The organism is Pseudomonas sp. BP01 (assembly GCF_022760795.1).
In the GTDB taxonomy this organism is placed as follows: Bacteria; Pseudomonadota; Gammaproteobacteria; order Pseudomonadales; family Pseudomonadaceae; genus Aquipseudomonas; species Aquipseudomonas putida_Q.
Window position 1 is genome coordinate 17,004 of the sequence record NZ_JAFBKA010000048.1, and the last position, 24,781, is coordinate 41,784.

The following is a 24,781-nucleotide window of genomic DNA, read 5'->3' on the forward strand; positions in this document are numbered from 1 at the left end:
GAAAAAGCCCGCCCTGCCCTGAACGGTGAACAGGGCAGTCCGGGTTGAGTAAAAGGAAACCGCAGAACGTATCAGGGCGGTGTCAGCTGGCCGCACGCTGGCTGGCCGCCAGGTCCGCCTTGGGGACGCTGCCACCTGCACGGGTGACCTGCTCACACACCTTCTCGACGATGTAGGCGCCGATCGGGATGGCCGAGGTGGCGGCCGGCGACGGTGCATTGCACACGTTGACGCTGCGTGCGGTGTTGACGAACAGGAAGTCGTCGATCAGCTTGCCGTCGCGCGAAACCGCCTGGGCGCGCACACCGGCCGGGTAAGGCGTGAGGTCGGCCTTGGTGATGCTCGGGCAGTACTTCTGCACCTGCTTGAGGTAGCCGCCCTTGAACAGCGAGTTTTTCATCTCGATCAGGCCCGGGCGGAAGTTCTTCGCCAGCACCTTGAGAATGCCGGGGGTGGTCAGGGTCTGGAACAGGTCGCTGGGGCTGACGTCGGTCTTGCGGTAGCCCTCGCGCTTCATCGCCAGTACGGCGTTGGGGCCAACCGTGACGGTGCCGTCGATCATGCGGGTCAGGTGCACGCCCAAAAACGGCATCGACGGGTCGGGGATCGGGTAGATCAGGTGGTTGACGATCTGGTTGTGCTGCTTGGGCAGCAAGTAGTACTCGCCCCGGAACGGGCAGATGACAAACTCGGTGCGCAGGCCCAGCATGCTGACCACGCGGTCGGCCATCAGGCCCGAACAGGTCACCAGGAAACGGCTACGGAACTCGTCGCGCTGCGTGCGCACGATCACTTCGCTGGCTTGTTCCTGCAGGCCGACCACCTCTGCCCCATAGCGGATTTCGCCGCCGGCACGCTGGAATTCAGCGCCCATCGCAGCAGTCACTTGGGCGTAATTGACGATGCCGCTGGACGGCACGAAGATGCCCCCCATTCCCACGATATTGGGCTCGCGCTCGCGCAGTTCGTCGGCCGACAGCCAGTGGCGCTCCAGGCCGTTGGCCGCGGTACGCTCCCACAGCGCCTTCATGCGCTGCATTTCCAGCTCGTTGGTGGCCACCAGCAGCTTGCCGCACTCATCGAAAGGGATGCCGTGCTGGGTGCAGAAGGCCTTGGTGGCCTTGTTGCCTTCCAGGCAGAAGCGCGCCTTGAGGCTGCCGGGGGTGTAGTACACGCCAGCGTGGATCACGCCGCTGTTGTGACCGGTCTGGTGGCGGGCCGGGCCGGACTCCTTCTCCAGCAGGAGAATCTTTACGTCCGGGTAGACCTTGATCAGGTGCATGGCCGTGGACATGCCCACAATGCCGCCGCCAATAATGATGAAATCGTACACAGCCTTACCTCACACGCAGGCGTTGCCTGGCTCGCCCACCAAGGCCCGCGCGGGCCCTGGTGGCATCATGTTGTGCAACGACGCATGGGCGGGCGCCCACCCTGCGCCCTGTCATTATTGCCCGCGCTGGTACAGCGGTTTGGGGAAGGCGACGTAACCCCGCTGGCGCATCAGCTCACGGCGCAGGCCCTCATGCGGGGTGAAGCGGTCGCGACCGTGCAGCCAGAACAGGTTGTTGATCAGCAGGAAGCTGCCAACCGCCACCGGCACCGAAACCTTCTTCGCGCTGCCTTCCAGCGAATCGGACAGGGCGTTCAGCCAGATGCCTTCTTCGTAGTTTTCCGGCTGCACGAACTGGTCAATGTAGCGCATGGTCGGGCGACCTTCGCCGTCGGTGTCGAACACAGAGTGGAACACATCTTCGGCCACCTTCTTGCTCGGCGGTGCGGTCCAGCGCATTTCGCGGCGGGCCATAGGGTGGCGGAAGAATTCCTCGCACTGCTCCCAGTCGTCCAGGTGCAGCAGCAGCGAATTCCCGCCTTCCATGTTCTTTTCGTCGATCTTCAGCATCAGCACGTAATCGGTGATCTGGTTCACGAAAGTGCCGTCGTTGTGCAACTCCATCACCCGATGCGGCTGACGCAGGTAGCTGTCGGAGTTGTCGGAATTGACCACCACAAAGCGTGCATAGAACTGGCCGCTCATGGCGTCGTAGTTGGAACGGCCGATCAGATGCGCGCAAGCGGTAGTGAACTTGACCATGTCCTCTGCCTGGCTTACGTCATCCAGGCCCAACGGGGTAATCAGCATGCCGCCGGTGGCGCGATCAAGGATGGTGTTGAGCAGCACCGGGCGCAGGGTGCCCTGGCACAGTTCGTCAAGGATTTCACCCAGCCGGAAACGCAGGAACGACTTGTACTCCAGCGCCTGCACCGGCCACTCGGCAACGGCCTGGACAAACGCTTCGACGGTTTCGGGGGCGAAGGTCAGTTCAAGCAGGCGCGGCGACTGTTTCGAAGGGGCGATGGTGTAACCACGCGGCTCGAGCGGCAGTGGCATCACAAGTTCGTCGATCTGCGTAAAAGCGTTCATGGCAGTTTCCTGGCAAATAAAGTGAAGAGCGCCGTCCGGTTGTGACCTGGATCAGTGCGGCCGAAGCAAAAATATCGCCACTACAGCAAAATGTCTACATTTTTATATTTAGGCTACAGTATTGCCGTTTATCCACTGTTTTTCGTAAGCAGACGGTTTCGGTATGATCGCCAAAACGTTTTGAGGAACAGGATCTTGGAAGCGCTCGCCCCCCGACAAAACTCAGCATTCAGCGGGTATGAGAGGCTCAAGAAGGACATCATCCGTGGCGTGTTCAAGCCCGGCGAAAAACTGTTGATGAGCGCCTTGAAGGAACGCTACGACCTGGGCGTGGGCCCGCTGCGCGAAGCACTGTCGCAACTAGTGGCCGAGCACCTGGTCAACGCGATCAGCCAGAAAGGCTACCGGGTGGCGCCCATGTCGCTGGACGAGATGAACGACATCTACGATGCCCGCGCCAACCTGGAGGCCATGATCATCGCCCTGGCAATCGAGCGCGGCGACGACGCCTGGGAGGCGTCAGTGCTGGCCCACTCGCATACCCTGGCCAAGGTGGTTGAAGTAAAAACCCGCGAGCAGCGCCTGGATGTGTGGGACGAGCGGCACAAGGCGTTTCATACTGCCATTGCCTCGGGCTGCGGCTCCAAGCACCTGCTTCAGGCACGCACCTACCTGTTCGACCAGGCCGAGCGCTACCGCCACCTGTGGCTGACGCAGACGGTGTTCTCCGAACAGGCCCTGGCGCTCAAGCGCCAGGAGCATGCGGCGCTGGTCGAGGTGATTCTCGCCCGTGACGCCAAGCGCGCCAGCGCCATGATGCGCTCGCACCTGATGACCCCGGTGCCGATCATTGCGCAGATCATGCATGCTGAAGGTATCGGCGCCCGCTGAAACACCGCGCCGCTTGCTTCGCGGGTGAACCCGCTCCCACAGGGCCCTCACCGATCTTGGGGAGCGCCGCTGTACTTGTGGGAGCGGGTTCACCCGCGAAGAGGCCAGTGCAGGTAAAAGACGCTACATGAATTTTTCTTAAATCGCCGGTTGTCTATTCTTTGGCACAATCAAATCTCTATTAGATGCCCAGGAACCAGCATGCCTCGCGTACTGACCATCGAAGACGACGCCGTCACCGGCCAGGAAATCGTCGCCGAACTTACCAGCCACGGCCTGGAGGTGGATTGGGCCGACAATGGCCGTGAAGGCCTGGCCAAGGCCATTGCCGGTGGCTACGACCTGATCACCCTGGACCGCATGCTGCCCGAGGTCGATGGCCTGACCATCGTCACTACCTTGCGCAGCCTCAAGATCGCCACGCCGATCCTGATGATCAGCGCCCTCTCCGACGTCGACGAACGGGTACGCGGCCTGCGTGCCGGCGGTGACGACTACCTGACCAAGCCATTTGCCTCCGACGAAATGGCCGCACGGGTCGAGGTATTGCTGCGCCGCAACAGTGTGCCCATGACCCAGACACGCCTGCAGGTCGCCGACCTGCAACTGGACCTGATCAGCCACGAGGCGCGCCGCGGTGACAATACGCTCAACCTGCTGCCCACCGAATACAAACTGCTGGAGTACCTGATGCGCCACAGCGGCCAGGTGATCACGCGGATGATGATTTTCGAAGAAGTCTGGGGCTACCATTTCGACCCCGGCACAAACCTGATCGACGTGCATATCGGCCGCCTGCGCAAGAAAATCGACTCCCCCGGCCAGTCGCCGCTGATCCGTACGGTACGGGGCTCCGGCTATGCCATTGCTGAACCCGTCTAAGGGCTGGAGCTCCTCCACCAGCCGCCTGCTGGCGCTGTACAGCTTTCTGTTCGTGGCCTGGAGCAGCATCCTCATGGGTGTGCTGTACTTCGAGGTGTCCAGCTACCTGAACAAGCTCACCCGCCATTCGATGCTGCAGCGCCAGCACCTGTTCGCGCACATGAGCGGCAAACAACTGGACGACGCACTGATCGCCAGCCAGGCCTTCGAGGAGCGAAGCTTCGACGCCTATGGCCTGTTCGACACCCAGCTCAACCCGATTGGCGGCAGTGTGCGTACCCTGCCCCCGGAGCTCAGGCTGGACGGCAAGATCCATGAGTTGAAACGCTGCCTGGATGCCGACGACCCACACCTGCCCCGCGACAGCTGCGATGCGGTGGCGATCAAAGTGCAAGATGGCCGCTGGCTGGTACTGTTCCGCGATAACGGCTCACTGTTCGTGGTTACCCGGATCATTCTCGATGCCCTGCTCTGGGGTATCTCCTTGACGCTGATCCCAGGCTTTGCCGGCTGGTATTTGTTGCGCCGCCGGCCGCTGAAGCGTATCCGTGCAATCCAGGCCCAGGCCGAGCTGATCGTCGCCGGCGACCTGACCCACCGTCTGCCCTTGTCGGCCCGGCGCGACGAGCTGGACATGCTGGCCGCCATCGTCAACGCCATGCTCGACCGCATCGAGCGGCTGATGCATGAGGTCAAGGGCGTGTGCGACAACATTGCCCATGACCTGCGTACCCCGCTTACACGCCTGCGCGCCCAGTTGTACCGCATTCGCCAGCAGAGCGACGTCGACTCCGCGCAAGCCGAGGCGCTGGACCAGGCCATCGGCGAAACCGACACCCTGATGGCGCGTTTTCGCGGGTTGCTACGCATCAGCGAACTGGAAGACCGCCAGCGCCGGGCCGGTTTCGTCCAGCTTGACCCGCATGAACTGCTGGTCGAACTGCACGACTTCTACCTGCCTTTGGCCGAAGATGGCGGCATCCATCTGCAATTGCACCAGCCCGCGCAGCTGCCGGCACTGTACGGTGACCGAGAACTGCTGTTCGAGGCACTGGCCAACCTGGTGGGCAACGGTATCAAGTTCACGCCCGAGGGTGGGCAAGTGCGGATTTGCGCAACGCAGGACGATAACGGCGTGCACCTGGCTATCGAGGACAGCGGGCCGGGTATTCCCGAAGAAGAGCGTACTGCGGTGCTGAAGCGGTTTTATCGCAGCGATGAAGGCCATCGCCATGCCGGGTTCGGGCTGGGATTGTCGATCGTTGCGGCGATCGTCGACCTGCATGGGTTCGGGCTGGAGATTGGGGACAGCGAGCTGGGGGGTGCGAAGCTGGTATTGCACTGCCCGCTTGCGGGGCTGGCCAAGTAAAGGCTGGCACCGCCAGGCGGCGGGTAAACAGCTCGCTTGCTGCCTTGGTTATCTGCGTGAAAGCGCAGCCCAAAGGGCTGGGCGCTCTCCTGCAGACGACGGTGGTATGGCCTCAATGCTGCACGGCGCTCTCCAGCGCCGCCTTCAACGCCGCCGCATCGGTAAACGCCCGCTGGCTCACAAGCACGCCCTGCTGCAGCTGCAACCACTGCACCTGGCCATCCTGCCCGGAATAACGGCTGGCCACACGCCCTTCTCGGTCCAGCAGCACCCGGTAGTTGTAATCGCGCATGGCAGGGATGGCGAACAGCTTGCTGATCAGCGCCGGCATGCGCTGGATGTCGGCAACGAACACCGCATCACGCGCCTCCAGGTAGCCCCGGGGCTGCTCGCCCAGCGCCGCTTTGACCAGCTTGGCACCGTCCATGTCGCGGGCTACCAGCAGGATGTGCGTGCCGGTATCGAGGCTGTAGGCCTGGTCGTGCTGGTCGAGCAGCGTCCACGGGGCCAGCTTCTCGCCCGGTTCCAAGGCATTGGCCAGCAGCGGCAACAGGCTGAACAACAGGGCAACGGCGTACTTCATCAAGGGCGTCCTCAGTGACAGGGGGCAACATGGCGGCAATAGGCCAAGCCAGACAGGTTGCCTGAACACGACCTGAAATACGACACACCCACCCGGAACATTGTCTTTCCCCCGGCCACCCGCCACACTCTGCGAGCCAGCCAGGAAGCGGAGACCAGAGTGCCCACGCCACGTCAGTTCAGCAAGAAGACCAGTACCAGCAACATGCTGCGGCTGAAACCCACCAGCGCCAATGCCCAGGCCCCCTACCGGGTTGATTTCGTCCTGCTCGAACACTTCTCGATGGCCAGCTTCACCGTGGCCATGGACGTGCTGGTCACGGCCAACCTGCTGCGCGCCGACAGTTTCCAGTTCACCCCGCTGTCGATGGATGGCGACCGGGTGACCAGCGACCTAGGGTTGGAACTGGTGGCCACCGAGCTGTCCGCCGGGGCACTGAAAGAACTGGACCTGCTGGTGATCTGCGGCGGCTTGCGCACCCCACTGAAGTACCCTGAACTCGACCGCCTGCTGGACGACTGCGCCGCCCATGGCATGGCGTTGGGCGGCCTGTGGAACGGTGCCTGGTTCCTTGGCCGCGCCGGGGTGCTGGACGACTATGGCTGCAGTATCCACCCCGAGCAGCGCGCCAGCCTGTCCGAGCGCAGCCCGCAAACCCGCATCACCCCGGCCAGCTTCACCCTCGACCGCGACCGCCTCAGCGCCGCCAGCCCCAATGGTGCCATGGAGCTGATGCTGGGCCTGGTGCGCCGGCTTTATGGTGACGGGCTGGCCGAAGGCGTGGAGGAAATCCTGTCGTTCTCCGGGGCCCGCTACCGCCAGGTCGGCCCGGGAGCGAAAAAATCCATGAGCCTGCACCTGCGCACCATCGTCGAGCTGATGGAGAACAACCTGGAGGAAACCCTCAGCCTCGATCAGCTGGCCGCCTATAGCGGGCGCTCGCGCCGGCAGATCGACCGCCTGTTCCAGGCACAGTTGGGCACCTCGCCACGGCGCTACTACATGGAGCTGCGCATCACCAAAAGCCGCCGGCTGCTGCAGTATTCGGACCTGTCGGTGATGGAAGTGGCAGTGGCCTGCGGGTTCGTGTCGGTGTCGCACTTCAGCAAGTGCTATGCGGCGTACTTCGGCTACCCGCCGTCACGCGAGCAACGGCTGGGCGAGTAAGCGGCGTTCAGGCGCAGATATAGCGCAATACGGCGTCACAGATCATGGCTTTGTGACGCAGCTTGACCTGGTCATCAGACAGGTCGATCTGGAAGATCTCGCCGAAGGTGTGGCGATTGGACACCCGGTAGAAGCAGAACGAGCTCATCAGCATGTGCAGGTCGATCACCTCGATGCCGGTGCGGAACACACCTTCCTGCACGCCACGGTGCAGGGTGTTGCCTAGGGCTTCGAGCACCAGGCTGCTCATTTCCCGGATCGCCGGCGACTGCTTGACGTACTCGCCGTAATGGATGTTTTCGGTGCAGATGATCCGCACGAAATCGACATTGCGGTCGTGGTGATCGAAGGTGAATTCCACCAGCCGACGGATCGCCTGCTCAGCCGGCAAAGACTCCAGGTCCAGGCTTTGCTCGGTCTTGCGGATATCGCCGTACAACTTCACCAGGCATTCGCAGTACAGCTGCTCTTTGCTGCCGAAGTAGTAGTAGATCATGCGCTTGGAGGTTGCCGTGCGCTCGGCGATAGCGTCGACGCGTGCGCCGGCCAGCCCTTGCTGGACGAACTCGTTGATGGCCGCCTGGAGGATGTCCTCGCGCGTTTTCTCGGGGTTGTTCTTGCGCGTTTTGCGCCCCCCCTCGGTTTCAGGCTGGCCAAGGCTCACTACGGAATCACTCATACCCACTCACAGGCTATTTATTGGAATACCGGGGATTATCCGCGAGCGGGGCCATGCAGGGAAGCACGCTGTTGGTCGAGTAGCCATGATGCATTGCGCCTGTCCGGCCTTGATATCACGGCCCGCAACCCGCTAGCCTGCCTGCCCCTGCCCTGGATGGACCCTGCCTCATGCAACCGCGCGACCTCGCCGCCTACCTCTTCCTGGCCATAGCCTGGGGCTTTTCGTTCCTGGTGCTGCTCAAGGTGGTGCATGCCTTTGGCTGGGTGGGTGCGGTCAGCCTGCGTGCACTGATTGCCAGCGGCACCCTGGCGATCCTTGCAACCCTGCTGCGCCGCTCGCTGCGCCTGCGGCCGCTGCTGGTACCCTTGCTGGTGGTGGGTGCGACCACCGTGGCCGGGCAACTGATCGGCATGTCGTACGCCACCCCACGCATCGGCACAGCGATGGCGGCCATTTTTGTCGCCACCATTCCGCTGTTCTCGATGCTGATCGGGCGGGTCTGGGGGCTGGAGAAAATCACCTCGCAAGGCCTGGCCGGGCTGCTGCTGGGCATTGCCGGCATCGCCATGTTGGTCGGTTTTCCGGCCCGCGCGGTCGATGACGACTTCATCCACGGCTGCATCGCCTCGCTGCTTGGCGCCATCAGCGCCGCCTACGGCAGCAACTATGCCAGCCTGCACGTGCGCGGCCAGGACCCGTGGACGGTCACCTGCGGCGCGTTCCTGGCTGGCGGGCTGCTGACCCTGCCGCTGTTGCTGCTAGTACCGGTACCCAGCGTGCCACACGCAGGCGACTGGCTTTACCTGCTTATTAGCGGCGCAGTGATGAGCGCTACCACCTACGTACTGTACTTTGGCCTGGTGGCTCGGATCGGCGCCACCCGCGCCATCAGCGTGGAGTTCGTGGTCACGCTGGTGGCAGTGCTGGTCGGCGCGCTGTTCCTCGATGAAGCCCTGAGCCTGTTGCAGGCGGCGGGAGGCCTGGTAATTCTGCTCGGCTGCATGCTGGTGCTGGGGCTGCTGCCAGGGCGCGTGCGGCGCCTGCCCAGCTAGCGCCGGCTCAGTCGCGCTGGGCGGTGTCGTGCGTCGGTGGCGGCGTCAGGTGCAGCACGCGGTTACGCCCGCCTTCGGCCAACAGGTAGCCGCCCTTGCCGTCCGCCACGATCGACTGCGGCGCCTTGAGGAAGGTCAGCATGGTGTGCTGGACGCCGTCAGCGTCGATGAGCAACAAGCGTGCGCGGTGAGTGTTGTCTTCGCTGACCCACAGGCCACGCTGGTCACAGAACAGGAAGGTGGGGTTGCGTAGCCCATCGACCACCACCGGGTCCTGGCCGTCGTCAGACAAGGCGCGAACCTTGCCATTGGCTTTTTCGGTGTAGAGCAAGCGGCCGTCGTTACAGCGGGCAAGGCCTTCGGTTTCGGTCAGGCCGGAACGCAGCACATCAAGCTGGCCGCTGGCCCAGTCATAACGCATCAGGCGGCCATTGCCCTTGCGGTCTTCGATGGCATACAGGTGGTCGCCGTCGTTCCACAGCCCCTGCACGCTTTCACCGTCGAACAGGTGGCTAACCTGGCCATCGCGGGCCAGGCTTACCGGCGCCTGGCCGCCTTCCTGGCTGAACACCCAGCCGCCTTGTGCCGCGACCATGCCATCGGGCTTGGACAGGTTGTCGACCACCACTACGCGGTCGCCGGTCGCGGTGATCTTGAGGATGCTCCCATGGCCATCATCCAGTTCGCGGCTGACCAACAGGCTGCCATCCGCTAGCGGCAACAGCGATGCGGCCTTGGCGACATCACGATGCAGCACCTCGACATCCCAGCCAGAAGCGGCCTGGACCGGGTAGAAGCTCTGCCAGGCGAAGAAACCCAGGGTGGCGGCCAGCAGGCCGGAAGTGGCGGTCAGGGCGATGCAGGTGCTGCGCTTGCGCAGAAATTGCGGCATGAAGGGCTCCTCGGATTGCCGGGGGATGCTAGCAAGCGAATGTGAAAAAAATGTCGAAAGAATGCAAACCGTTACAAAACAAAAGGATATAAAAATAACTAAACGTTCTAACTAAACGGAATATAAAAATTGAAAGCCGAACGCCATCTCCTTAGTCTGGGCCCATCGCCTTCCACCCGGTTTCAAGGAGCATACCCGTGCCAATCCGTGCCTTCTCCCCCCTGCGCCGCCTATTGATTGGCGGCCTGCTGGCCAGTGTCGCCAGCGCCCTGCTGCCCTGGTCCCAAGCCTTGGCCGATGATGCCAAGACCCTTCGCATCGGCTACCAGAAGTTCAACAGCATCAACATCCTCAAAGGCAGCGGCGCCCTGGAAAAGGCCCTGGCCCCGCAAGGCGTCAAGGTCAGCTGGCACGAATTTGCTGCCGGCCCGCAGTTGCTCGAGGCCCTGAGCACCGGCGCCATCGACCTCGGCCACGCCGCCGACGCCCCGTCGGTGTTCGCCCAAGCCGCCGGAAAACCCGTGGTGTACCTGGCCGCCGAACAACCGTACCCACGCGGCATCGGCCTGGTGGTACGCGAGCAGGACCATGTGACCGGTGTGCAGGACCTGAAAGGCAAACGCGTAGCCACCGGCCGTGGCTGGAACGCCCAGTACCTGCTGGCCGTCGCACTGGAACAGGCTGGCCTGAGTTACCAGGACATTACCCCCGCCTACGTCAACAATGCCGCCGATGCCGTGGCCGCCTTGCAGTCGGGTAGCGTGCAGGCCGTGACCCTGTGGGACCCGTTCCTCGCCGCAGCAGAAAGCCAGCCAGGCCTGAAGAACCTGCGTGACGGCAGCGGCCTGTCCAACAACCGCACCTTCTACCTGTCCACCGCCAGCTACGCCGACCAGCACCGTGCGCTGCTGAAAACCTTCTTTACCGAACTGGGCAAAATCAGCCAATGGGCCAACGCCAAGCCTGCAGAGGTCGCCGCACTGCTGGCCCCGCAGCTGGGCATCAACGCCAACGTGCTTCAAGTGGCCAGCGAGCGCCGTAACTACAACGCCGTGGCCATCACCCCGCAGATCGTCGCCGAACAACAAAAACTGGCTGACACCTTCCAGGGCCTGGGCCTGATTCCACACAAGCTGCAGGTGGCCGACGCGGTCTACCCGGCTTCCGTGTTGCCTTGATTGGAGCGCACCTGACATGCCCCGCCCGATCCGCTTCAACGCGTTCAGCATGAACGCCGCCAGCCACCAGTCCCCCGGCCTGTGGCGCCACCCACGCAATACCAGCGTCACCTTCAACCGCCTGAGCTACTGGACCGACCTGGCCCGCCTGCTGGAACGCGGCCTGTTTGACGCCCTGTTCATTGCCGATGTGCTGGGCATCTACGACGTCTACCAGGGCGGGCCTGAAGCCGCCCTGCGCGGTGGCGTGCAGGTACCGGTCAACGACCCGCTGCTGCTGGTGCCAGCCATGGCCGGCGTCACTGAGCACCTGGGGTTTGGCGTCACCTTTTCGCTCACCTATGAGCACCCCTACCCGTTCGCCCGGCGCATGTCCACACTCGACCACCTGAGCAATGGCCGGGTCGGCTGGAACATCGTCACCGGCTACCTCGACAGCGCCGCGCGCAACCTCGGCCTGGCGCGCCAGCTGGGCCACGACCAGCGCTACGACCTGGCCGAGGAATACCTGCAGGTGTTGTACAAGCTGTGGGAGAAGAGCTGGGACGACGACGCGGTGCTGCTGGAGCGCGACAGCGGGCGCTACATCGAGCCAACCCGGGTGCACCCTATCAACCATGTGGGCGAGCACTTCCAGGTGCCCGGCATGCACCTGTGCCAGCCGTCGCCGCAGCGCACCCCGGTGCTGTTCCAGGCCGGTGCTTCGGCACGCGGCCAGCAGTTTGCCGCGCGCCACGCCGAATGCGTGTTCATCAGCGGCCCGACCCCCACCGTGTTGCGCCGCTACGCGGACGGCATTCGCCAGGCCAGCGAGGCCGCCGGGCGGGGTCGTGATGAAGTGCTGATCTATGCCCAGGCGTTGTTAATCGTCGCCCCTACCCGGGAAGAGGCCGAGGCCCGCTTCGCCGAATACCGTCGCTATGTCGACCTGGACGCCGCCCTGGCGCTGCTGTCGGGCTGGACCGGCATCGACTTTGCCGGCCTCGACCCCGATGCGCCGATCGAATACGTTGAAAATGACGCCGGCCGCGCCGCCCTGGCCGCGTTTACCGCCGCCGACCCGAACCGCCGCTGGACCGTACGCGAGGCCGCCGAGTTCGTTGGCCTGGGGGGGCGCGGCCCGGTGCTGGTAGGCGCCGCCAGCGAGGTCGCCGACCAGCTGGAACGCTGGCTGGACCAGACCGGCATCGACGGTTTCAACCTGACCTACGCCGTGCAGCCGGACGACCTGGCCAATGTGGTCGAGTTGCTGGTGCCCGAGCTGCAACGCCGCGGCCGCTACTCGTCGGGCTACTCCGAAGGCACCCTGCGCCACAAACTGTTCGGCCAAGGCGATCGACTGCCGGAACAGCATGCCGGACGCCAAGTAGACATTCAGCGATCAAATACCGGGTATTCCAACATTTAATTTGTGGATGGCGCGCGCTCGACCCTATTCTGTTGCCACATCCCCTGCACCGCACCGGCCGGTGCGGTTCACGGCACGGGGAGAGAACAACAAGTCGAGATTGTCCATGTCGAACCATTCGTACTTCGCCCCCCACGGTGGGCACCCAGCTCAAACCGAGCTGCTGACTGACCGTGCCATGTTCACCGAAGCCTATGCCGTCATCCCCAAGGGCGTGATGCGTGACATCGTCACCAGCCACCTGCCGTTCTGGGACAAGATGCGCATGTGGGTCATCGCCCGCCCGCTGACCGGTTTTGCCGAAACCTTCTCCCAGTACATCGTCGAGCTGGCCCCGGAAGGCGGCAGCGAGCGCCCTGAGCTGGACCCTAACGCCGAAGCCGTGGTGTTCATCGTCGAAGGCGAATTGGACATCACCGTTGAAGGCAAGCACCACACCCTGGTGCCAGGCGGCTACGCCTTCCTGGCCCCGGGCGCCGAGTGGAGCCTGCGCAACAACAGCAAGTCCAACGTCACCTTCCACTGGCTGCGCAAGCACTACCAGAAAGTTGAAGGCCTGGACGTACCGGAGTCGTTCGTCACCCACCGCGACAACGCCACCGTCATCGAGATGCCAGGCACCGAAGGCCGCTGGAAAACCACCCGTTTCGTCGACATGGCCGACATGCGCCACGACATGCACGTGAACATCGTCACCTTCCAGCCGGGCGGCGTGATCCCGTTCGCTGAAACCCACGTGATGGAACACGGCCTGTACGTGCTGGAAGGCAAGGCGGTGTACCGCCTGAACCAAGACTGGGTCGAAGTGGAAGCCGGCGACTTCATGTGGTTGCGCGCCTTCTGCCCGCAAGCCTGCTACGCCGGCGGCCCAGGCAACTTCAGCTACCTGCTGTACAAGGACGTGAACCGTCACGTGCACCTGACGCTGAACCCTAAGCGCTAAGCTCAGGCTGATGCCCGCGAGCCCGCCAACCTGGCGGGCTTTCTGTTTGCCGCGCATACTTGAACATCTATCCCCCGCGCGGTACCAGCCATGAACCGCTGCCTGCTGCTCGCCGCCCTGCTGCTGTGCGCCCCTGCCCTGGCTGCCGATGACTGGAACCTGGCTTATGACCGCGAAGGCATACGCGTGTACCTGCGCGGCGCGGCTGACTCGTCCTACCAGCAATTTCGTGGTGTGAGCACCATGAAAGCGAGCGTACGCACCCTCACCGACCTGCAAGAGAACCTGCGCGTAGCCTGCAAATGGCTGTACGCCTGCGACCAGATGCGCCTACTGGAGGTGGATGGCGCCAATACCTGGGTGTACCTGACCACCAACCTGCCGTGGCCGACGATGCCGCGGGACATTGTGCTGAAAGTAACCAGCGAACGCCTGGACGACGGCACATTGCTGCGGCGCCTGAGCGCCGAGCCCGACAGGATCCCCAAGGTTGAAGGCCTGATCCGGGTGCAGCATCTGAGCGGTGAGTGGCGGATGAAACCACTGGGCGAGCGCGAGACGGAGGTGACCTACCAGTTGCAGGCCGACCCTGCCGGCGATGTGCCCGGCTGGCTGGCCAACCGGTTTGTGGTGGATGCGCCGGTGGTGACGTTGCGTACGTTGCGGGCAGTTGCTGAACGCCAGCCTTGAGGTGACTCGCCGGCAAGCCAGCTCCCACTGGTACTGCGCAGATCTTGAGCGTTGCGCGGTCCAAGTGGGAGCTGGCTTGCCGGCGATGGGCTGCGCAGCAGCCCCAGGGTCCTATGTAGCAGTCGCTGTCTGCGGTTGCGCAGAAGCCTTGGTCCTGCGTCGATAGGCCAGCAACAGGCCCGCATACCACAACGGCATCACGTACAACGCCGTGCGGGTGTCCGGTTCCAGCGCCAGCAGGCACAGCACGAAAATCAGGAACAGCTGCGCCAGCGCGGCGGTGACCTTGCCGCCGGGCAGCTTGAACCTGGACTGCTCATGCGCCTGCGGATTCTGTCGACGGTAAGCGAAGTAGGACAGCAAGATCAGCGACCAGGTAACGATGATCATCACCGCGGAAATGGTCGACACCAGGGTGAACACGGTCATCACTTCCGGGATCACGAACAGCAGCGTCAACGCAATTGCCATGCACACCCCAGAGAATACCAGCGCCCGCACTGGCGTACCCGACCCGGATAGCCGCCCGAACGCCGTCGGCGCCTGTTGTTGGTGCGACAGGCCGTAGAGCATGCGCGAGCCCGAGTAAACACCACTGTTGGCCGACGAGGCCGCAGAGGTCAGCACCACGAAGTTGATGATGCCAGCAGCAGCGGGCAACCCGCCAAGCAGGAACAATTCAACGAATGGGCTGCGGTTGGCCGGCACGTTGGCCCAGGACACCACACTGATGATGCACACCAGCGAACAGATGTAGAAAAGCAGGATACGCACGGGGATGGTATTGATTGCCTTCGGCAGGGTCTTCTCGGGGTCTTTGGCCTCCGCCGCTGCGGTGCCGATCAGCTCGGTGCCGACGAAGGAGAAGATAGCGATCTGGAACCCGGCGAGGAAGCCAAGGATGCCATGCGGCATGACCACGCCAGGCGCCACCAGGTGGCTGAACGACGCCGTCACCCCGCCCGGCGAGGTATAGGAGGTGGCGACCATCACCAGGCCGGTTACCACCAGCAGCACGATGGCGACGATCTTGATCAGGCCGAACCAGAACTCCACTTCACCAAAGGCCTTCACCGCCAGCATGTTCAGGCCCAGCAACAGGAACATGGTGGCGAAAGCCGGTAGCCAGGTAGGCACATCGGGGTACCAGTACTGCACGAACCCTGCGACCACCACCACGTCGCCCACCGCCGCCACCACCCAGCTGAGCCAGTACGACCAGCTGAGAATGTAACCGGCCCGTGGCCCCAGGTAGTTGTGCACCAGGTCGGCGAACGATTCCATCTGCAGGTTGGCCAGCAGCATTTCGCCCATGGCGCGCATGATGCAGAACACAAAAAAACCGATGATGGCGTAGACGAGGATGATCGAAGTGCCAGACAACGCAATGATCTTGCCCGAGCCCATGAACAACCCGGTGCCAATGGCGCCACTGATCGAAATCAGCTGTATGTGCCGGTTTTCCAGCCGTCGCTTAAGCACTCGGCCCTCTTGCGGATCAGCACTTTGCGCATTGCACGTTTGATGCATAGTCAACCTCTTATTCTTTTTTGGTAAAACTTCAGCGCCCCGCGCCGCACCAATTGATTGGCACTAAGGTGCAGGTTCCCTGTTATTGAAAATGATAAAAGCGCAGGTAATAACGAAAATGGAAACTCACGCCCGACGCAACTTATCTGCGGGCTTTTTTATTGTTTGAACCGCACCCTGGGTGGCGCGCCTTGTACCGTTGCACGAATACAGTTTCATTCTGCCAGTGGCCCGGGCCAAGCGGAACGCTACAGAATGCGCACAGCCAAAGGGATTTTTTGCACTGTGGAAAGCCTGGGTGACAGTTTGCGCAATGCACCTGTCAAAAGGCCTGACCCAGCGGTCACATCTTGTAGGTGGAGAGCAGGATGCTGGTCTCGGTATTCTCGATGTGCGGAATGGAGCGAATGGTGTTCAGCGCCCGGTCGAACGCTTCAAGGGTGTCTGCGCGCAGCTCTGCCATCAGGTCCCAGCGGCCATTGGTGGTGTGAATGGCCACCACGTTGGGGTGCCCACGCAGCGCATGCTTGACCTCTGCGGCGTGGTGGCCGCTGATGCCGATGCTGGTGATCGCCCGCACGCCTTGGTCCAGCGCATCGGAGCGCAAGCGTACCGTGTAGCCGATGATCACGCCCTGCTCTTCGAGGCGGGTGATGCGGTTTTGCACCGTTGCCCTGGCCACCTTGAGTTTTTTTGCCAAGGTCAGCACGGGGGTACGTGCATTGTCCCGCAACAGCGCAATCAGTTCCCGATCGATAGTGTCCATATGCCTGCCAAATAATCAGATTGCTACTTTGGGGTGGCAGATTGTCTAGAAAGTTGGCGAAACTGGCAACCTGCATTCTTCCTGTTGACGCAACCTTTCATCAAAATGTTCGAGCCGGCGACACTTCGATAACCCTAAGCGCTCACCCTGCAATATCCAGAGGGCAGCGCACAATAACAAGGTGCAAGAGCATGACGTATTTCATTGATGTTCCAACCATGTCGGACTTGGTGCACGACATCGGCGTGGCGCCGTTCATAGGTGAACTGGCTGCGGCCATTCGTGAAGACTTCAAACGCTGGCAGGAGTTTGATAAATCCGCACGGGTTGCCAGCCATTCGGAAGTGGGTGTGATCGAACTGATGCCGGTCGCCGACAACAGCCGCTACGCTTTCAAATACGTCAACGGCCACCCGGCCAACACCGCGCGTGACCTGCATACCGTGATGGCCTTCGGCGTATTGGCCGATGTCGAAACCGGCTACCCGGTGTTGCTGTCCGAACTCACCATTGCCACCGCCCTGCGCACTGCGGCCACCTCGCTGATGGCCGCCCAGGCACTGGCCCGACCGAACTCGCGCAAGATGGCGCTTATCGGCAACGGTGCGCAAAGCGAGTTCCAGGCACTGGCCTTCCACAAGCACCTGGGCATCGAAGAAATCGTCGCCTACGACACCGACCCGCTGGCCACCGCCAAGCTGATTGCCAACCTCAAGGAATACAGCGGCCTCACCATTCGCCGGGCCGGCTCGGTGGCCGAAGCGGTGAAAGGCGTAGACATCATCACCACGGTAACGGCCGACAAGGCCTACGCCACCATCATCACCCCCGACATGCTCGAACCCGGCATGCACCTGAATGCCGTGGGGGGTGACTGCCCGGGCAAGACCGAATTGCACGCCGATGTGCTGCGCAACGCCCGGGTGTTTGTCGAGTACGAGCCGCAAACCCGTATCGAAGGTGACATCCAGCAGTTGCCCGCTGACTTCCCGGTGGTTGACCTGTGGCGTGTGCTGCGCGGCGAGACCGAGGGGCGCCAGAGCGACAGCCAGGTCACGGTATTCGACTCGGTGGGCTTCGCCCTGGAAGACTACACCGTACTACGATACGTACTACAGCAGGCCGAAAAGCGCGGCATGGGCTCGAAGATCGACCTGGTGCCATGGGTGGAAGACGACCCGAAAGACCTGTTCAGCCACACCCGCGGCCGCGCTGCCAAAAGCCGCATCCGACGCGTTGCCTAACCCTGCTCTTAACCCGGTATTCCACATGGCATTTCCAACGCGTTCGATTCAAGCACCTGCAGCAGTGGTCATGGTCAGGCCACATGCATTCACCCCCAACCCGGAAACCGCAGCCGACAACTCGTTCCAGCGCAGCAGCCCCGGCCTCGCCGCACAGGCGCTCGCCGAGGTTGCCCGCGATGAAGTCACCCAGGCCGCCGGCCGCCTCGAGGCCGAAGGCGTGCGCGTACACCTGTTCGACGATTTTGGCGAGCACAACACCCCGGACTCGGTGTTCCCCAATAACTGGTTTTCTACCCACCCCGGTGGACACATCGCGATCTACTCGATGTACTCGCGCAACCGCCGCCGCGAACGGCGCGCCGATGTGATCGAGATGCTCAAGCATGAGTACCGCGTGCAGGATGTAATCGATTATTCAGGGCTGGAGCAGGACGAACTGTTCCTCGAAGGCACCGGCGCCATGGTATTCGACCACCTGTCGCGGGTGGCTTACACCGCGCGCTCCAACCGCGCCGACCCGATTGCCCTGGAGCGCTTCAGCACGCACTTCAATTTCGAGCCGATGGTGTTCGACACTGCCGATGAACAGGGCGCGCCGATTTACCACACCAATGTACTGATGTGCGTGGCCACCGAGTTTGCCCTGGTGGGCTTCGACACGTTCACCAACAAGGCGCGGGCAAAGGAAGTGCGCATGCGCCTGATCGAGTCGGGCCGCGACGTGATTGACCTGAGCAACCAGCAGATCAGCCAGTTTGCCGGCAATGCGATCGAGCTGTCCGGGCGTGACGGGCGAATCCTGGCGCTGTCACGCAAGGCGTTCGACAGCCTGAACGCCGAACAGCGCCAGCGTATCGAGCGCTCGGCGCGGCTTGTGCCGCTTGACGTGCCGACCATCGAAATGGCTGGGGGCTCGGTGCGCTGCATGATTGCCGGCATTCACCTATCGCCACGCCTGGCGGCGGCTTGCGCCTCCCCTGATCATCTCAGTCGGCCGATGCACGCCGTTGGTACGGGTTGACGCTCCTACACCGACCGCGTCAGGCCGTGTCAGATCCCACCACCCGCCAGCAGTTGTGTCATGACCTCGGCCAACGCCTTGACCATCACATCTGCCGTCGGCCGGTGGACGATGACGATTTCATAGCTGTCGACCTCCGGCAGCCCTTGCCCTACGCCCAGCACCCGATGCTCAGCCGTTGCCGCCCTTGGCGGCAGCAGGCTGATGCCCATGCCATCCGCAACTGCCGCCTGAATGCCGCTGAGGCTTGAGCTGGTGAAACTGATGCGCCAGCGCCGGCCCATGCTTTCGATCGCATTGATCATGTCCTCACGGTACAAGCCGCGAGGGGGGAAGGTCACCAGCGGGATAGGGTCGAGCTCGAAGGCAGGCGTGCGCGCGCTGTCGATCCATTGCAGGCGCTCTGGCCAGCAGGCCACGCCCTCTCGGGTGTTGCGCCGCTGCTTGAGCAGCACCAGGTCGAGTTCACCGTTGTCGTAGGCCTGGCTGAGGTCGCGGCACAGGCCGCTGGTCACTTCCAGTTTCACTTGCGGGTGCAGCCGGCTGAACGCCGACAGTGCATTGGTCGTGCGCCCGCCAACGAAGTCTTCGGGCACGCCAAGGCGTACGGTGGTGCCCACCATCGCCCCCGCCAGGGCTTCGAGCATCTGGTCATTCAGCGCTAGCATGTGCCGGGCGTAGCCGAGCAAGGTCTGCCCGGCATCGGTCGGTAGCACATCGCGGTTGCCACGCACCAGCAAGCGGTGGCCGACCATGTCCTCCAGGCGACGCACCTTCTGGCTGATGGTCGACTGGGTCGAGTGCAGGCGCGCCGCCGCCGTGGTGAAGCTGCCGCAATCGGCCACCACCACAATGGCGCGTAGCAGGTCGAGGTCGAACAGGGCTCTATTCGATTTCACGCTGATAGACATCTTGGTATTCAACTGCTGAATGGCAAGACTGCGTTCTATCACGGCTAGTCGCCGAGGGCCACACCTTCACGCCGAGGGTCGGCGCCACCGGACCAGCCATCGCCGTTGCGCTGGATGATCTGCATGCCGCTGGTCATGGTCATCGGTGTCACCTCATGGCCCCAGGCTGCCAATTGGCGGATCAGCGCCGGGCTGGCCAGCCCGGCTTCCACTTCGGTGCCGGCATTGCGGCTGCCGAAGTTGGGCAGGCCGGCCGCCTGTTGCGGGTCGAGCTGCCAATCCAGCAGGCCGATGAGCGCCTTGTTCACGTAACCAATGATCTGCGAGCCGCCCGGAGAGCCGAGGCTGGCCACAAGTTCGCCAGAGGCCCGAGAAAACACCAACGTCGGTGCCATCGCCGACAGTGGCCGCTTGCCCGGCTGCACCCGATTGGCCACGGGCTTGCCGTGCTCCTGAGGGATGAACGAGAAGTCCGTCAGATGGTTGTTGAGCAGGAAGCCCTTGACCATCAGGTGCGAACCGAACGCGGCCTCCACCGAGGTGGTCATGGCCAGCGCCTGGCCGCTGTCATCCACTGCGCTGAGGTGCGAGGTGGAAATGCGCAAAGGCGAGCGATCGGGTGCCAGGGCCAGGTCGGCGCCTGGTGGTTGGCCCGGCCGGGCGCGCTTCATGCTGTGCTCGCCGATCTGCGCTGCTCGGCTGGCCAGGTAGGTGGCGTCGGTCAGGGCCTTGACCGGGACCGGCACGTAATCACTGTCGGCCAGGTACTGAGCGCGGTCGGCGTAGGCCAGGCGCTCGGCCTCGGCGACCAGGTGCACGGCCAGCGGCGGTGCCTCCAGGCCTGCCGGGGACGTGTTCGCCCGCGGCCGCAAATCCGCCAGATCGCGTTCTGGCATGGCGCGCTGCACGGCTTCAAGCACACCCAGCGTCTGCAACACCGTCACCCCACCCGATGATGGCGGCGGCATGCCACAGATGCGCCAGGCCTTGTAGGGGCCGCATACCGGCTCGCGCTCCTTGGCGGTGTACTGCTCAAGGTCCTGCAGCGACAGGTAACCGGCATTGGCATGGCTGCGCACCTTGGCCACGATGGCCTGGGCGATCTCACCCGTGTAGAACGCCTGCGGACCGTGCGCGGCAATCTGCTCGAACGTTTGCGCGAGTGCGGGGTTGCGCAACGTCGTGCCCACCGCCAGCGGCTTGCCGTTTTTATCCAGGAAGTAGCGAGCCATGGCCGGTGAACGGGCAATATACGGGTCGCCCGCCACCAGGGTGTGAAGGCGTGCTGAAACCGGGAAACCGTTACGTGCCAATGCAATGGCCGGGGCAAAGAGTTGCTGCCAAGGCAGCTTGCCGTGCTGCTCGTGAGCCAGCTTCAGCGCGCGCAGAACCCCGGGCACACCCACTGAACGCCCGCCGATCTGTGCCGACGTGAACGGCATCGGCGAACCATCGGCTTGCAAGAACAGCTTTTCCGTGACCTGCGACGGGGCTGCCTCGCGGCCGTCAAAAGCCTGCACGCGTTTGCCGTCCCAATAGAGGATAAAGGCCCCACCGCCAATGCCACTGGATTGCGGCTCCACCAAGGTCAGCACCATCTGCATGGCGATGGCCGCATCAATGGCGCTGCCACCGGCACGCAGCATCGTCCGCCCCGCTTCGCTGGCCAGCGGGTTGGCGGCGGCGGCCATATGCCGGTTGGCGTGCACCGGCTGCAGGCCGGTGCGGTAGCCGGAGGCCAGTTCGGGTGGCGCGGGCAATAGCTGCTCAGCGCAGGCCCACCCACTGGCAATCGCCAGGCATAGCGCGCTCATCAGCGGTGTGGAGAAATTCATCGTTTTGTTTCCTGCCTTGTCTGTTCAGCACGCCACTGTCAGTCATGCGTAAACTTGAGTTCAAGACCTGATGTGGTTTTTTCCAGGATGCAGGCAGGTCATTCAGGAGCCCACCCTATGCGTACACCCGTCGCAGCCATGCTGTTCGCCCTGTTCACCAGCCTTGCTGCCCACGCCGAGAACACCACCATGGACAACCGCCTGCACAACGCCGCCCGCCACGACGACGTGCACACCTTGCAACAGTTGTTAACACAAAGTGCCCAACTGGAAAGCCGTGATGAGCAAGGGCGCACTGCACTGTTGGTTGCCACCCACGGCAACCACGTGGCGGCGGCGCAAGCGCTGATAGAGGCCGGTGCCGATGTGAACGCCAAGGACAATATTGCTGACAGCCCTTATTTGTACGCCGGTGCCCGCGGCCTGAACGACATCCTGCGGCTGACGCTAAGCCACGGTGCCGACCTCAAGAGCACCAACCGATACGGGGGAACTGCGTTGATCCCGGCGGCCGAGCGTGGGCATGTCGAGACCGTGCAGATGCTGATCGATGCCGGGGTGGACGTGAACCACCTGAACCGGCTTCACTGGACCGCGCTTATGGAAGCAGTGATTCTGGGGGATGGCGGGCCGCGGCATGTGGAGATTGTGCGCCGGCTGTTGGCGGCGGGGGCGGACCGGCAGATTGCCGACAAGGATGGGGTCACCGCGCTGGAGCATGCGCGCCAGCGGGGGTATCGGGAAATGGAGGCGCTGCTGGCCCAGTAGGCAAGGTTTGCATGGCACGGGCTTCGCCCGTGATCGCCGGCAAGCCAGCTCCCACAGGGATCGCGCCCGCTTTTAATCGCGCCAGCTTTTAGAAGTTGAGCAAGACAGTTGCTCCCACATTGACCGCATCGTATTCAAGTCATGTGCAGTACCTGTGGGAGCTGGCTTGCCGGCGATGGGGCCAGGACAGGCAGCACAGAACCTCAGACCACTTCTTCGTACGGCAGCCCCACATAGTTCTCGGCAATGTTCATCAGCCCCGCCGGCGAGGCCAGGAAGTACTCGCGGTCGGCCTCCTGCATCTTCTGGTCCCAGGCATCCTTGTGGCTGCCGAAGTCATGCAGCAACTGGGTCATGAACCAGCTGAAACGCTCACCTTTCCATACCCGGCGCAGGGCCAGCGGCGAATACTGCTGAAGCAGGTCAATACGCCCTTCGCGGTACACCTTGACCAGAATACGGTAGAGGTAGTTGACGTCCGAAGCTGCCAGGTTCAGGCCTTTGGCACCGGTGGGTGGGACGATGTGCGCAGCGTCACCCACCAGGAACAGGTGGCCGTACTGCATGGGTTCGACCACCAGGCTGCGCAGCGGCGCGATGCTTTTTTCCAGCGCTGGGCCAGTCACCAGATCAGCCGCTACGTCAGCGGGCAACCGGGCTTTGAGTTCGTCCCAGAAACGCTCGTCAGACCACTCCTCGACCCGGTCCTGCAAAGGAACCTGCAGGTAGTAGCGGCTGCGTGTCTGCGAGCGTTGGCTGCACAATGCGAAGCCACGTTCGTGGTGGGCGTAGATCAGCTCGTGATTGACCGGCGGTGTGTCCGACAGCAGGCCCAGCCAGCCAAACGGGTAAACCCGCTCGTACTGTTTCAGCACACCCTCGGGGATGCTCTGTCGCGAAACGCCATGGAAGCCGTCACAGCCAGCGATATAGTCGCAGTCCACCCGGTGCGCGCGGCCATCTTTTTCATACGTCAGATACGGCTTCTCACCCTTCAGCTCATGCGGCTGGACATTGCTGGCGGAATAGATGATCGGTGCACCTGTGGCTTCACGGGCCTGCATCAGGTCACGGGTGACTTCGGTCTGGCCGTACACCATCACCGTCTTGCCACCGGTCAGGGCTTTGAGATCCAGGCGTTGACGGCGCCCGCCAACCAGCAGCTCCACACCTTCGTGCACCAGGCCTTCACGGTCCATGCGCTCGGCTACGCCGGCTTCGCGCAGCAGGTCGACTGTGCCTTGCTCCAGCACACCGGCGCGGATGCGGCCAAGGACGTACTCGGGCGTCTGGCGCTCTACGATGACGTTATCGATACCGGCCTTGTGCAGCAGTTGGCCCAGCAGCAGGCCAGACGGGCCTGCACCAATAATTGCAACCTGAGTTTTCATTGTTGTTGTCTCTGTTCGGACGATGCCGGCCCTGGACTGGCAGTGGGGCGGCATCTGCTGTTAGGGTTTGCCCTTGCATTTTTACTGGCAAAAAATGCCCATTAAGTGTGCTATTCCATGAATAACCTGCACTTTTACAAAAATCGTTCGATTAACGGACAGGCCTGCCCGCATGAAATCCACCCTCCCCGGCGTCCCGTTGTTCAAGCTGTATGGCGAAAACACGGCCTGGCCCGGCACTGACCTGCTGCACTGCGAGTCCATCCCGGCGCGTAGCCGTTTGCACCACTGGGAAATCAAGCCGCATCAGCATGCCGAACTGTTCCAGCTCCTTTACGTACAGCGCGGCCAGGCCCAGGTTGAGGTCGAAGGCGTGCGCAGTGCCATCGGCGAGGCGGCGATCCAGGTGGTGCCGCCGATGACCGTGCATGGCTTTCGCTTCAGTGCAGATATCCAGGGGTATGTGCTGACCTTTGGTACCGCGCTGGTGGCGAACCTGGAACAGCGCCTCGGCGCGCCGCTGACGGTGCTTGCGAAATCGGCGTGTTACCCGCTGGGCCAGGACCGCTTGCACCTGCGCAGCCTGATAAGCACCTTGCAGCAGGAATACCAGGGCAATGCCCCCGCGCGGGCGGCCATGCTCGAAGCGTTGGTGACCGCGCTGATGGTGTGGATCAGCCGCCGCCAGCAGTTGGGGCAAGCGCCGCGAAATCGGGATGAGCGTGACCGCCAGTTGTTGGGGCAGTACCTGCGACTGGTCGAAGCGCATTACCGCGAGCACCTGTCGATGGAGGACTTCGCCGCGCGACTGAATGTTCCGAGCCTGCAACTGAACCAGTTGTGCCGGGCGCTGAGTGGGCAGACTGCGCTGCAGGTGCTGCACCAGCGTTTGTTGCTGGAGGCGCGGCGTAACCTGATTTACACGCGGATGAGTATCGGGCAGCTATCAGATAGCCTGGGGTTCACGGACCCGACGTACTTTGCCCGATGGTTCAAGCGCTTGAGTGGGCAGACGCCCAATGGGTATCGCCGGTCGGTGCAGCCAGAATAAATTGTGGTTGTCTGTACCGGCCTCTTCGCGGGCTTGCCCGCTCCCACAGAAGTGCGCCGCTTGCGGGCCTGACGCAATACCTGTGGGAGCGGGCAAGCC

The 24,781-nt window shown here is 62.9% G+C and carries 23 protein-coding genes; 13 read left to right on the plus strand and 10 right to left on the minus strand.

Annotated elements, in window-relative coordinates; genetic code table 11:
* Window positions 1–82 precede the first annotated feature (82 nt).
* Together lhgO and glaH are read right to left on the minus strand one after the other, a co-directional pair.
* On the minus strand, window positions 83–1,333 hold the full coding sequence (gene lhgO / locus JOY50_RS27360) for an L-2-hydroxyglutarate oxidase (RefSeq protein WP_132843384.1): 1,251 nt from the start codon (window positions 1,331–1,333) through the stop codon (window positions 83–85).
* A 114-nt stretch (window positions 1,334–1,447) separates the two neighbouring features.
* Entirely contained in the window at window positions 1,448–2,425 is a 978-nt protein-coding gene (gene glaH / locus JOY50_RS27365; protein WP_132843386.1) for a glutarate dioxygenase GlaH, read from the minus strand.
* A 195-nt stretch (window positions 2,426–2,620) separates the two neighbouring features.
* Between glaH and csiR the strand changes: the two genes are divergently transcribed.
* The 3 genes from csiR to JOY50_RS27380 all read left to right on the plus strand — a co-directional run bounded on the left by csiR (window position 2,621) and on the right by JOY50_RS27380 (window position 5,567).
* The gene (csiR, locus tag JOY50_RS27370) at window positions 2,621–3,316 is read left to right on the plus strand and encodes a DNA-binding transcriptional regulator CsiR (protein WP_028613037.1); all 696 of its coding nucleotides are present in this window, start codon (window positions 2,621–2,623) and stop codon (window positions 3,314–3,316) included.
* Window positions 3,317–3,517: 201 nt separating this feature from the next.
* Complete coding sequence (locus JOY50_RS27375) at window positions 3,518–4,198, plus strand: response regulator transcription factor (RefSeq protein ID WP_012272507.1); 681 nt, start codon at window positions 3,518–3,520, stop codon at window positions 4,196–4,198.
* Window positions 4,176–5,567, plus strand: a complete 1,392-nt coding sequence (locus JOY50_RS27380) for a HAMP domain-containing sensor histidine kinase (protein ID WP_132843388.1) — start codon at window positions 4,176–4,178, stop codon at window positions 5,565–5,567. Before JOY50_RS27375 ends, JOY50_RS27380 begins: the two co-directional genes overlap by 23 nt.
* Before the next feature lie 112 nt (window positions 5,568–5,679).
* Here the strand turns inward: JOY50_RS27380 and JOY50_RS27385 are convergent, their stop codons facing one another.
* The gene (locus tag JOY50_RS27385) at window positions 5,680–6,150 is read right to left on the minus strand and encodes an FAD/FMN-containing dehydrogenase (RefSeq protein WP_132843391.1); all 471 of its coding nucleotides are present in this window, start codon (window positions 6,148–6,150) and stop codon (window positions 5,680–5,682) included.
* Between the two features lie 159 nt (window positions 6,151–6,309).
* Between JOY50_RS27385 and JOY50_RS27390 the strand changes: the two genes are divergently transcribed.
* A complete protein-coding gene (locus JOY50_RS27390) occupies window positions 6,310–7,317 on the plus strand; it encodes a GlxA family transcriptional regulator (RefSeq protein WP_132843393.1) in 1,008 nt (335 codons plus the stop codon).
* A gap of 7 nt (window positions 7,318–7,324) precedes the next feature.
* Here JOY50_RS27390 and JOY50_RS27395 read toward each other — a convergent pair whose 3' ends face one another.
* Window positions 7,325–7,996: a TetR/AcrR family transcriptional regulator gene (locus JOY50_RS27395; protein WP_028613041.1), complete on the minus strand. Its 672-nt coding sequence runs from the start codon at window positions 7,994–7,996 to the stop codon at window positions 7,325–7,327.
* A gap of 170 nt (window positions 7,997–8,166) precedes the next feature.
* On the opposite strand from JOY50_RS27395, the gene JOY50_RS27400 reads away from it, so the two are divergent.
* Window positions 8,167–9,051, plus strand: coding sequence for a DMT family transporter (locus tag JOY50_RS27400; RefSeq protein ID WP_243056121.1), 885 nt, complete (start codon window positions 8,167–8,169; stop codon window positions 9,049–9,051).
* A 7-nt stretch (window positions 9,052–9,058) separates the two neighbouring features.
* On the opposite strand, the gene JOY50_RS27405 is transcribed toward JOY50_RS27400, so the two are convergent.
* Window positions 9,059–9,943, minus strand: a complete 885-nt coding sequence (locus JOY50_RS27405) for a hypothetical protein (protein ID WP_132843397.1) — start codon at window positions 9,941–9,943, stop codon at window positions 9,059–9,061.
* Window positions 9,944–10,140: 197 nt separating this feature from the next.
* On the opposite strand from JOY50_RS27405, the gene JOY50_RS27410 reads away from it, so the two are divergent.
* The 4 genes from JOY50_RS27410 to JOY50_RS27425 all read left to right on the plus strand — a co-directional run bounded on the left by JOY50_RS27410 (window position 10,141) and on the right by JOY50_RS27425 (window position 14,162).
* On the plus strand, window positions 10,141–11,121 hold the full coding sequence (locus tag JOY50_RS27410; RefSeq protein ID WP_132843399.1) for an aliphatic sulfonate ABC transporter substrate-binding protein: 981 nt from the start codon (window positions 10,141–10,143) through the stop codon (window positions 11,119–11,121).
* A gap of 16 nt (window positions 11,122–11,137) precedes the next feature.
* A complete protein-coding gene (locus tag JOY50_RS27415) occupies window positions 11,138–12,529 on the plus strand; it encodes an LLM class flavin-dependent oxidoreductase (protein WP_132843402.1) in 1,392 nt (463 codons plus the stop codon).
* A gap of 106 nt (window positions 12,530–12,635) precedes the next feature.
* Window positions 12,636–13,472, plus strand: coding sequence for a bifunctional allantoicase/(S)-ureidoglycine aminohydrolase (locus JOY50_RS27420; RefSeq protein WP_016499386.1), 837 nt, complete (start codon window positions 12,636–12,638; stop codon window positions 13,470–13,472).
* A gap of 90 nt (window positions 13,473–13,562) precedes the next feature.
* Window positions 13,563–14,162 carry an START domain-containing protein gene (locus JOY50_RS27425; protein WP_132843404.1) on the plus strand — a complete coding sequence of 200 codons (600 nt, stop codon included), beginning with the start codon at window positions 13,563–13,565 and terminating at the stop codon, window positions 14,160–14,162.
* Between the two features lie 111 nt (window positions 14,163–14,273).
* On the opposite strand, the gene JOY50_RS27430 is transcribed toward JOY50_RS27425, so the two are convergent.
* Window positions 14,274–15,692: an amino acid permease gene (locus JOY50_RS27430; RefSeq protein ID WP_028613047.1), complete on the minus strand. Its 1,419-nt coding sequence runs from the start codon at window positions 15,690–15,692 to the stop codon at window positions 14,274–14,276.
* 343 nt (window positions 15,693–16,035) lie between these two features.
* A complete protein-coding gene (locus tag JOY50_RS27435) occupies window positions 16,036–16,458 on the minus strand; it encodes an Lrp/AsnC family transcriptional regulator (protein WP_016499380.1) in 423 nt (140 codons plus the stop codon).
* Window positions 16,459–16,649: 191 nt separating this feature from the next.
* Between JOY50_RS27435 and JOY50_RS27440 the strand changes: the two genes are divergently transcribed.
* Window positions 16,650–17,702 carry an ornithine cyclodeaminase gene (locus tag JOY50_RS27440; protein WP_132843406.1) on the plus strand — a complete coding sequence of 351 codons (1,053 nt, stop codon included), beginning with the start codon at window positions 16,650–16,652 and terminating at the stop codon, window positions 17,700–17,702.
* Window positions 17,703–17,727: 25 nt separating this feature from the next.
* Entirely contained in the window at window positions 17,728–18,726 is a 999-nt protein-coding gene (gene ctlX, locus JOY50_RS27445) for a citrulline utilization hydrolase CtlX (RefSeq protein WP_405046016.1), read from the plus strand.
* Window positions 18,727–18,755: 29 nt separating this feature from the next.
* Here ctlX and JOY50_RS27450 read toward each other — a convergent pair whose 3' ends face one another.
* Both JOY50_RS27450 and ggt read right to left on the minus strand, forming a co-directional pair.
* Entirely contained in the window at window positions 18,756–19,637 is an 882-nt protein-coding gene (locus JOY50_RS27450) for a LysR substrate-binding domain-containing protein (RefSeq protein ID WP_132843408.1), read from the minus strand.
* Between the two features lie 44 nt (window positions 19,638–19,681).
* Window positions 19,682–21,472 (minus strand): gamma-glutamyltransferase, encoded by a 1,791-nt coding sequence (gene ggt, locus JOY50_RS27455; RefSeq protein ID WP_243056122.1) that lies wholly within the window; start codon window positions 21,470–21,472, stop codon window positions 19,682–19,684.
* 117 nt (window positions 21,473–21,589) lie between these two features.
* Here ggt and JOY50_RS27460 point away from each other — a divergent pair, with 117 nt between their 5' ends.
* Entirely contained in the window at window positions 21,590–22,240 is a 651-nt protein-coding gene (locus JOY50_RS27460) for an ankyrin repeat domain-containing protein (RefSeq protein ID WP_132843413.1), read from the plus strand.
* A 203-nt stretch (window positions 22,241–22,443) separates the two neighbouring features.
* Here the strand turns inward: JOY50_RS27460 and pobA are convergent, their stop codons facing one another.
* Complete coding sequence (pobA, locus tag JOY50_RS27465) at window positions 22,444–23,631, minus strand: 4-hydroxybenzoate 3-monooxygenase (RefSeq protein WP_243056123.1); 1,188 nt, start codon at window positions 23,629–23,631, stop codon at window positions 22,444–22,446.
* A gap of 172 nt (window positions 23,632–23,803) precedes the next feature.
* Here pobA and JOY50_RS27470 point away from each other — a divergent pair, with 172 nt between their 5' ends.
* Entirely contained in the window at window positions 23,804–24,682 is an 879-nt protein-coding gene (locus JOY50_RS27470; protein ID WP_132843418.1) for a helix-turn-helix domain-containing protein, read from the plus strand.
* Window positions 24,683–24,781 lie beyond the last annotated feature (99 nt).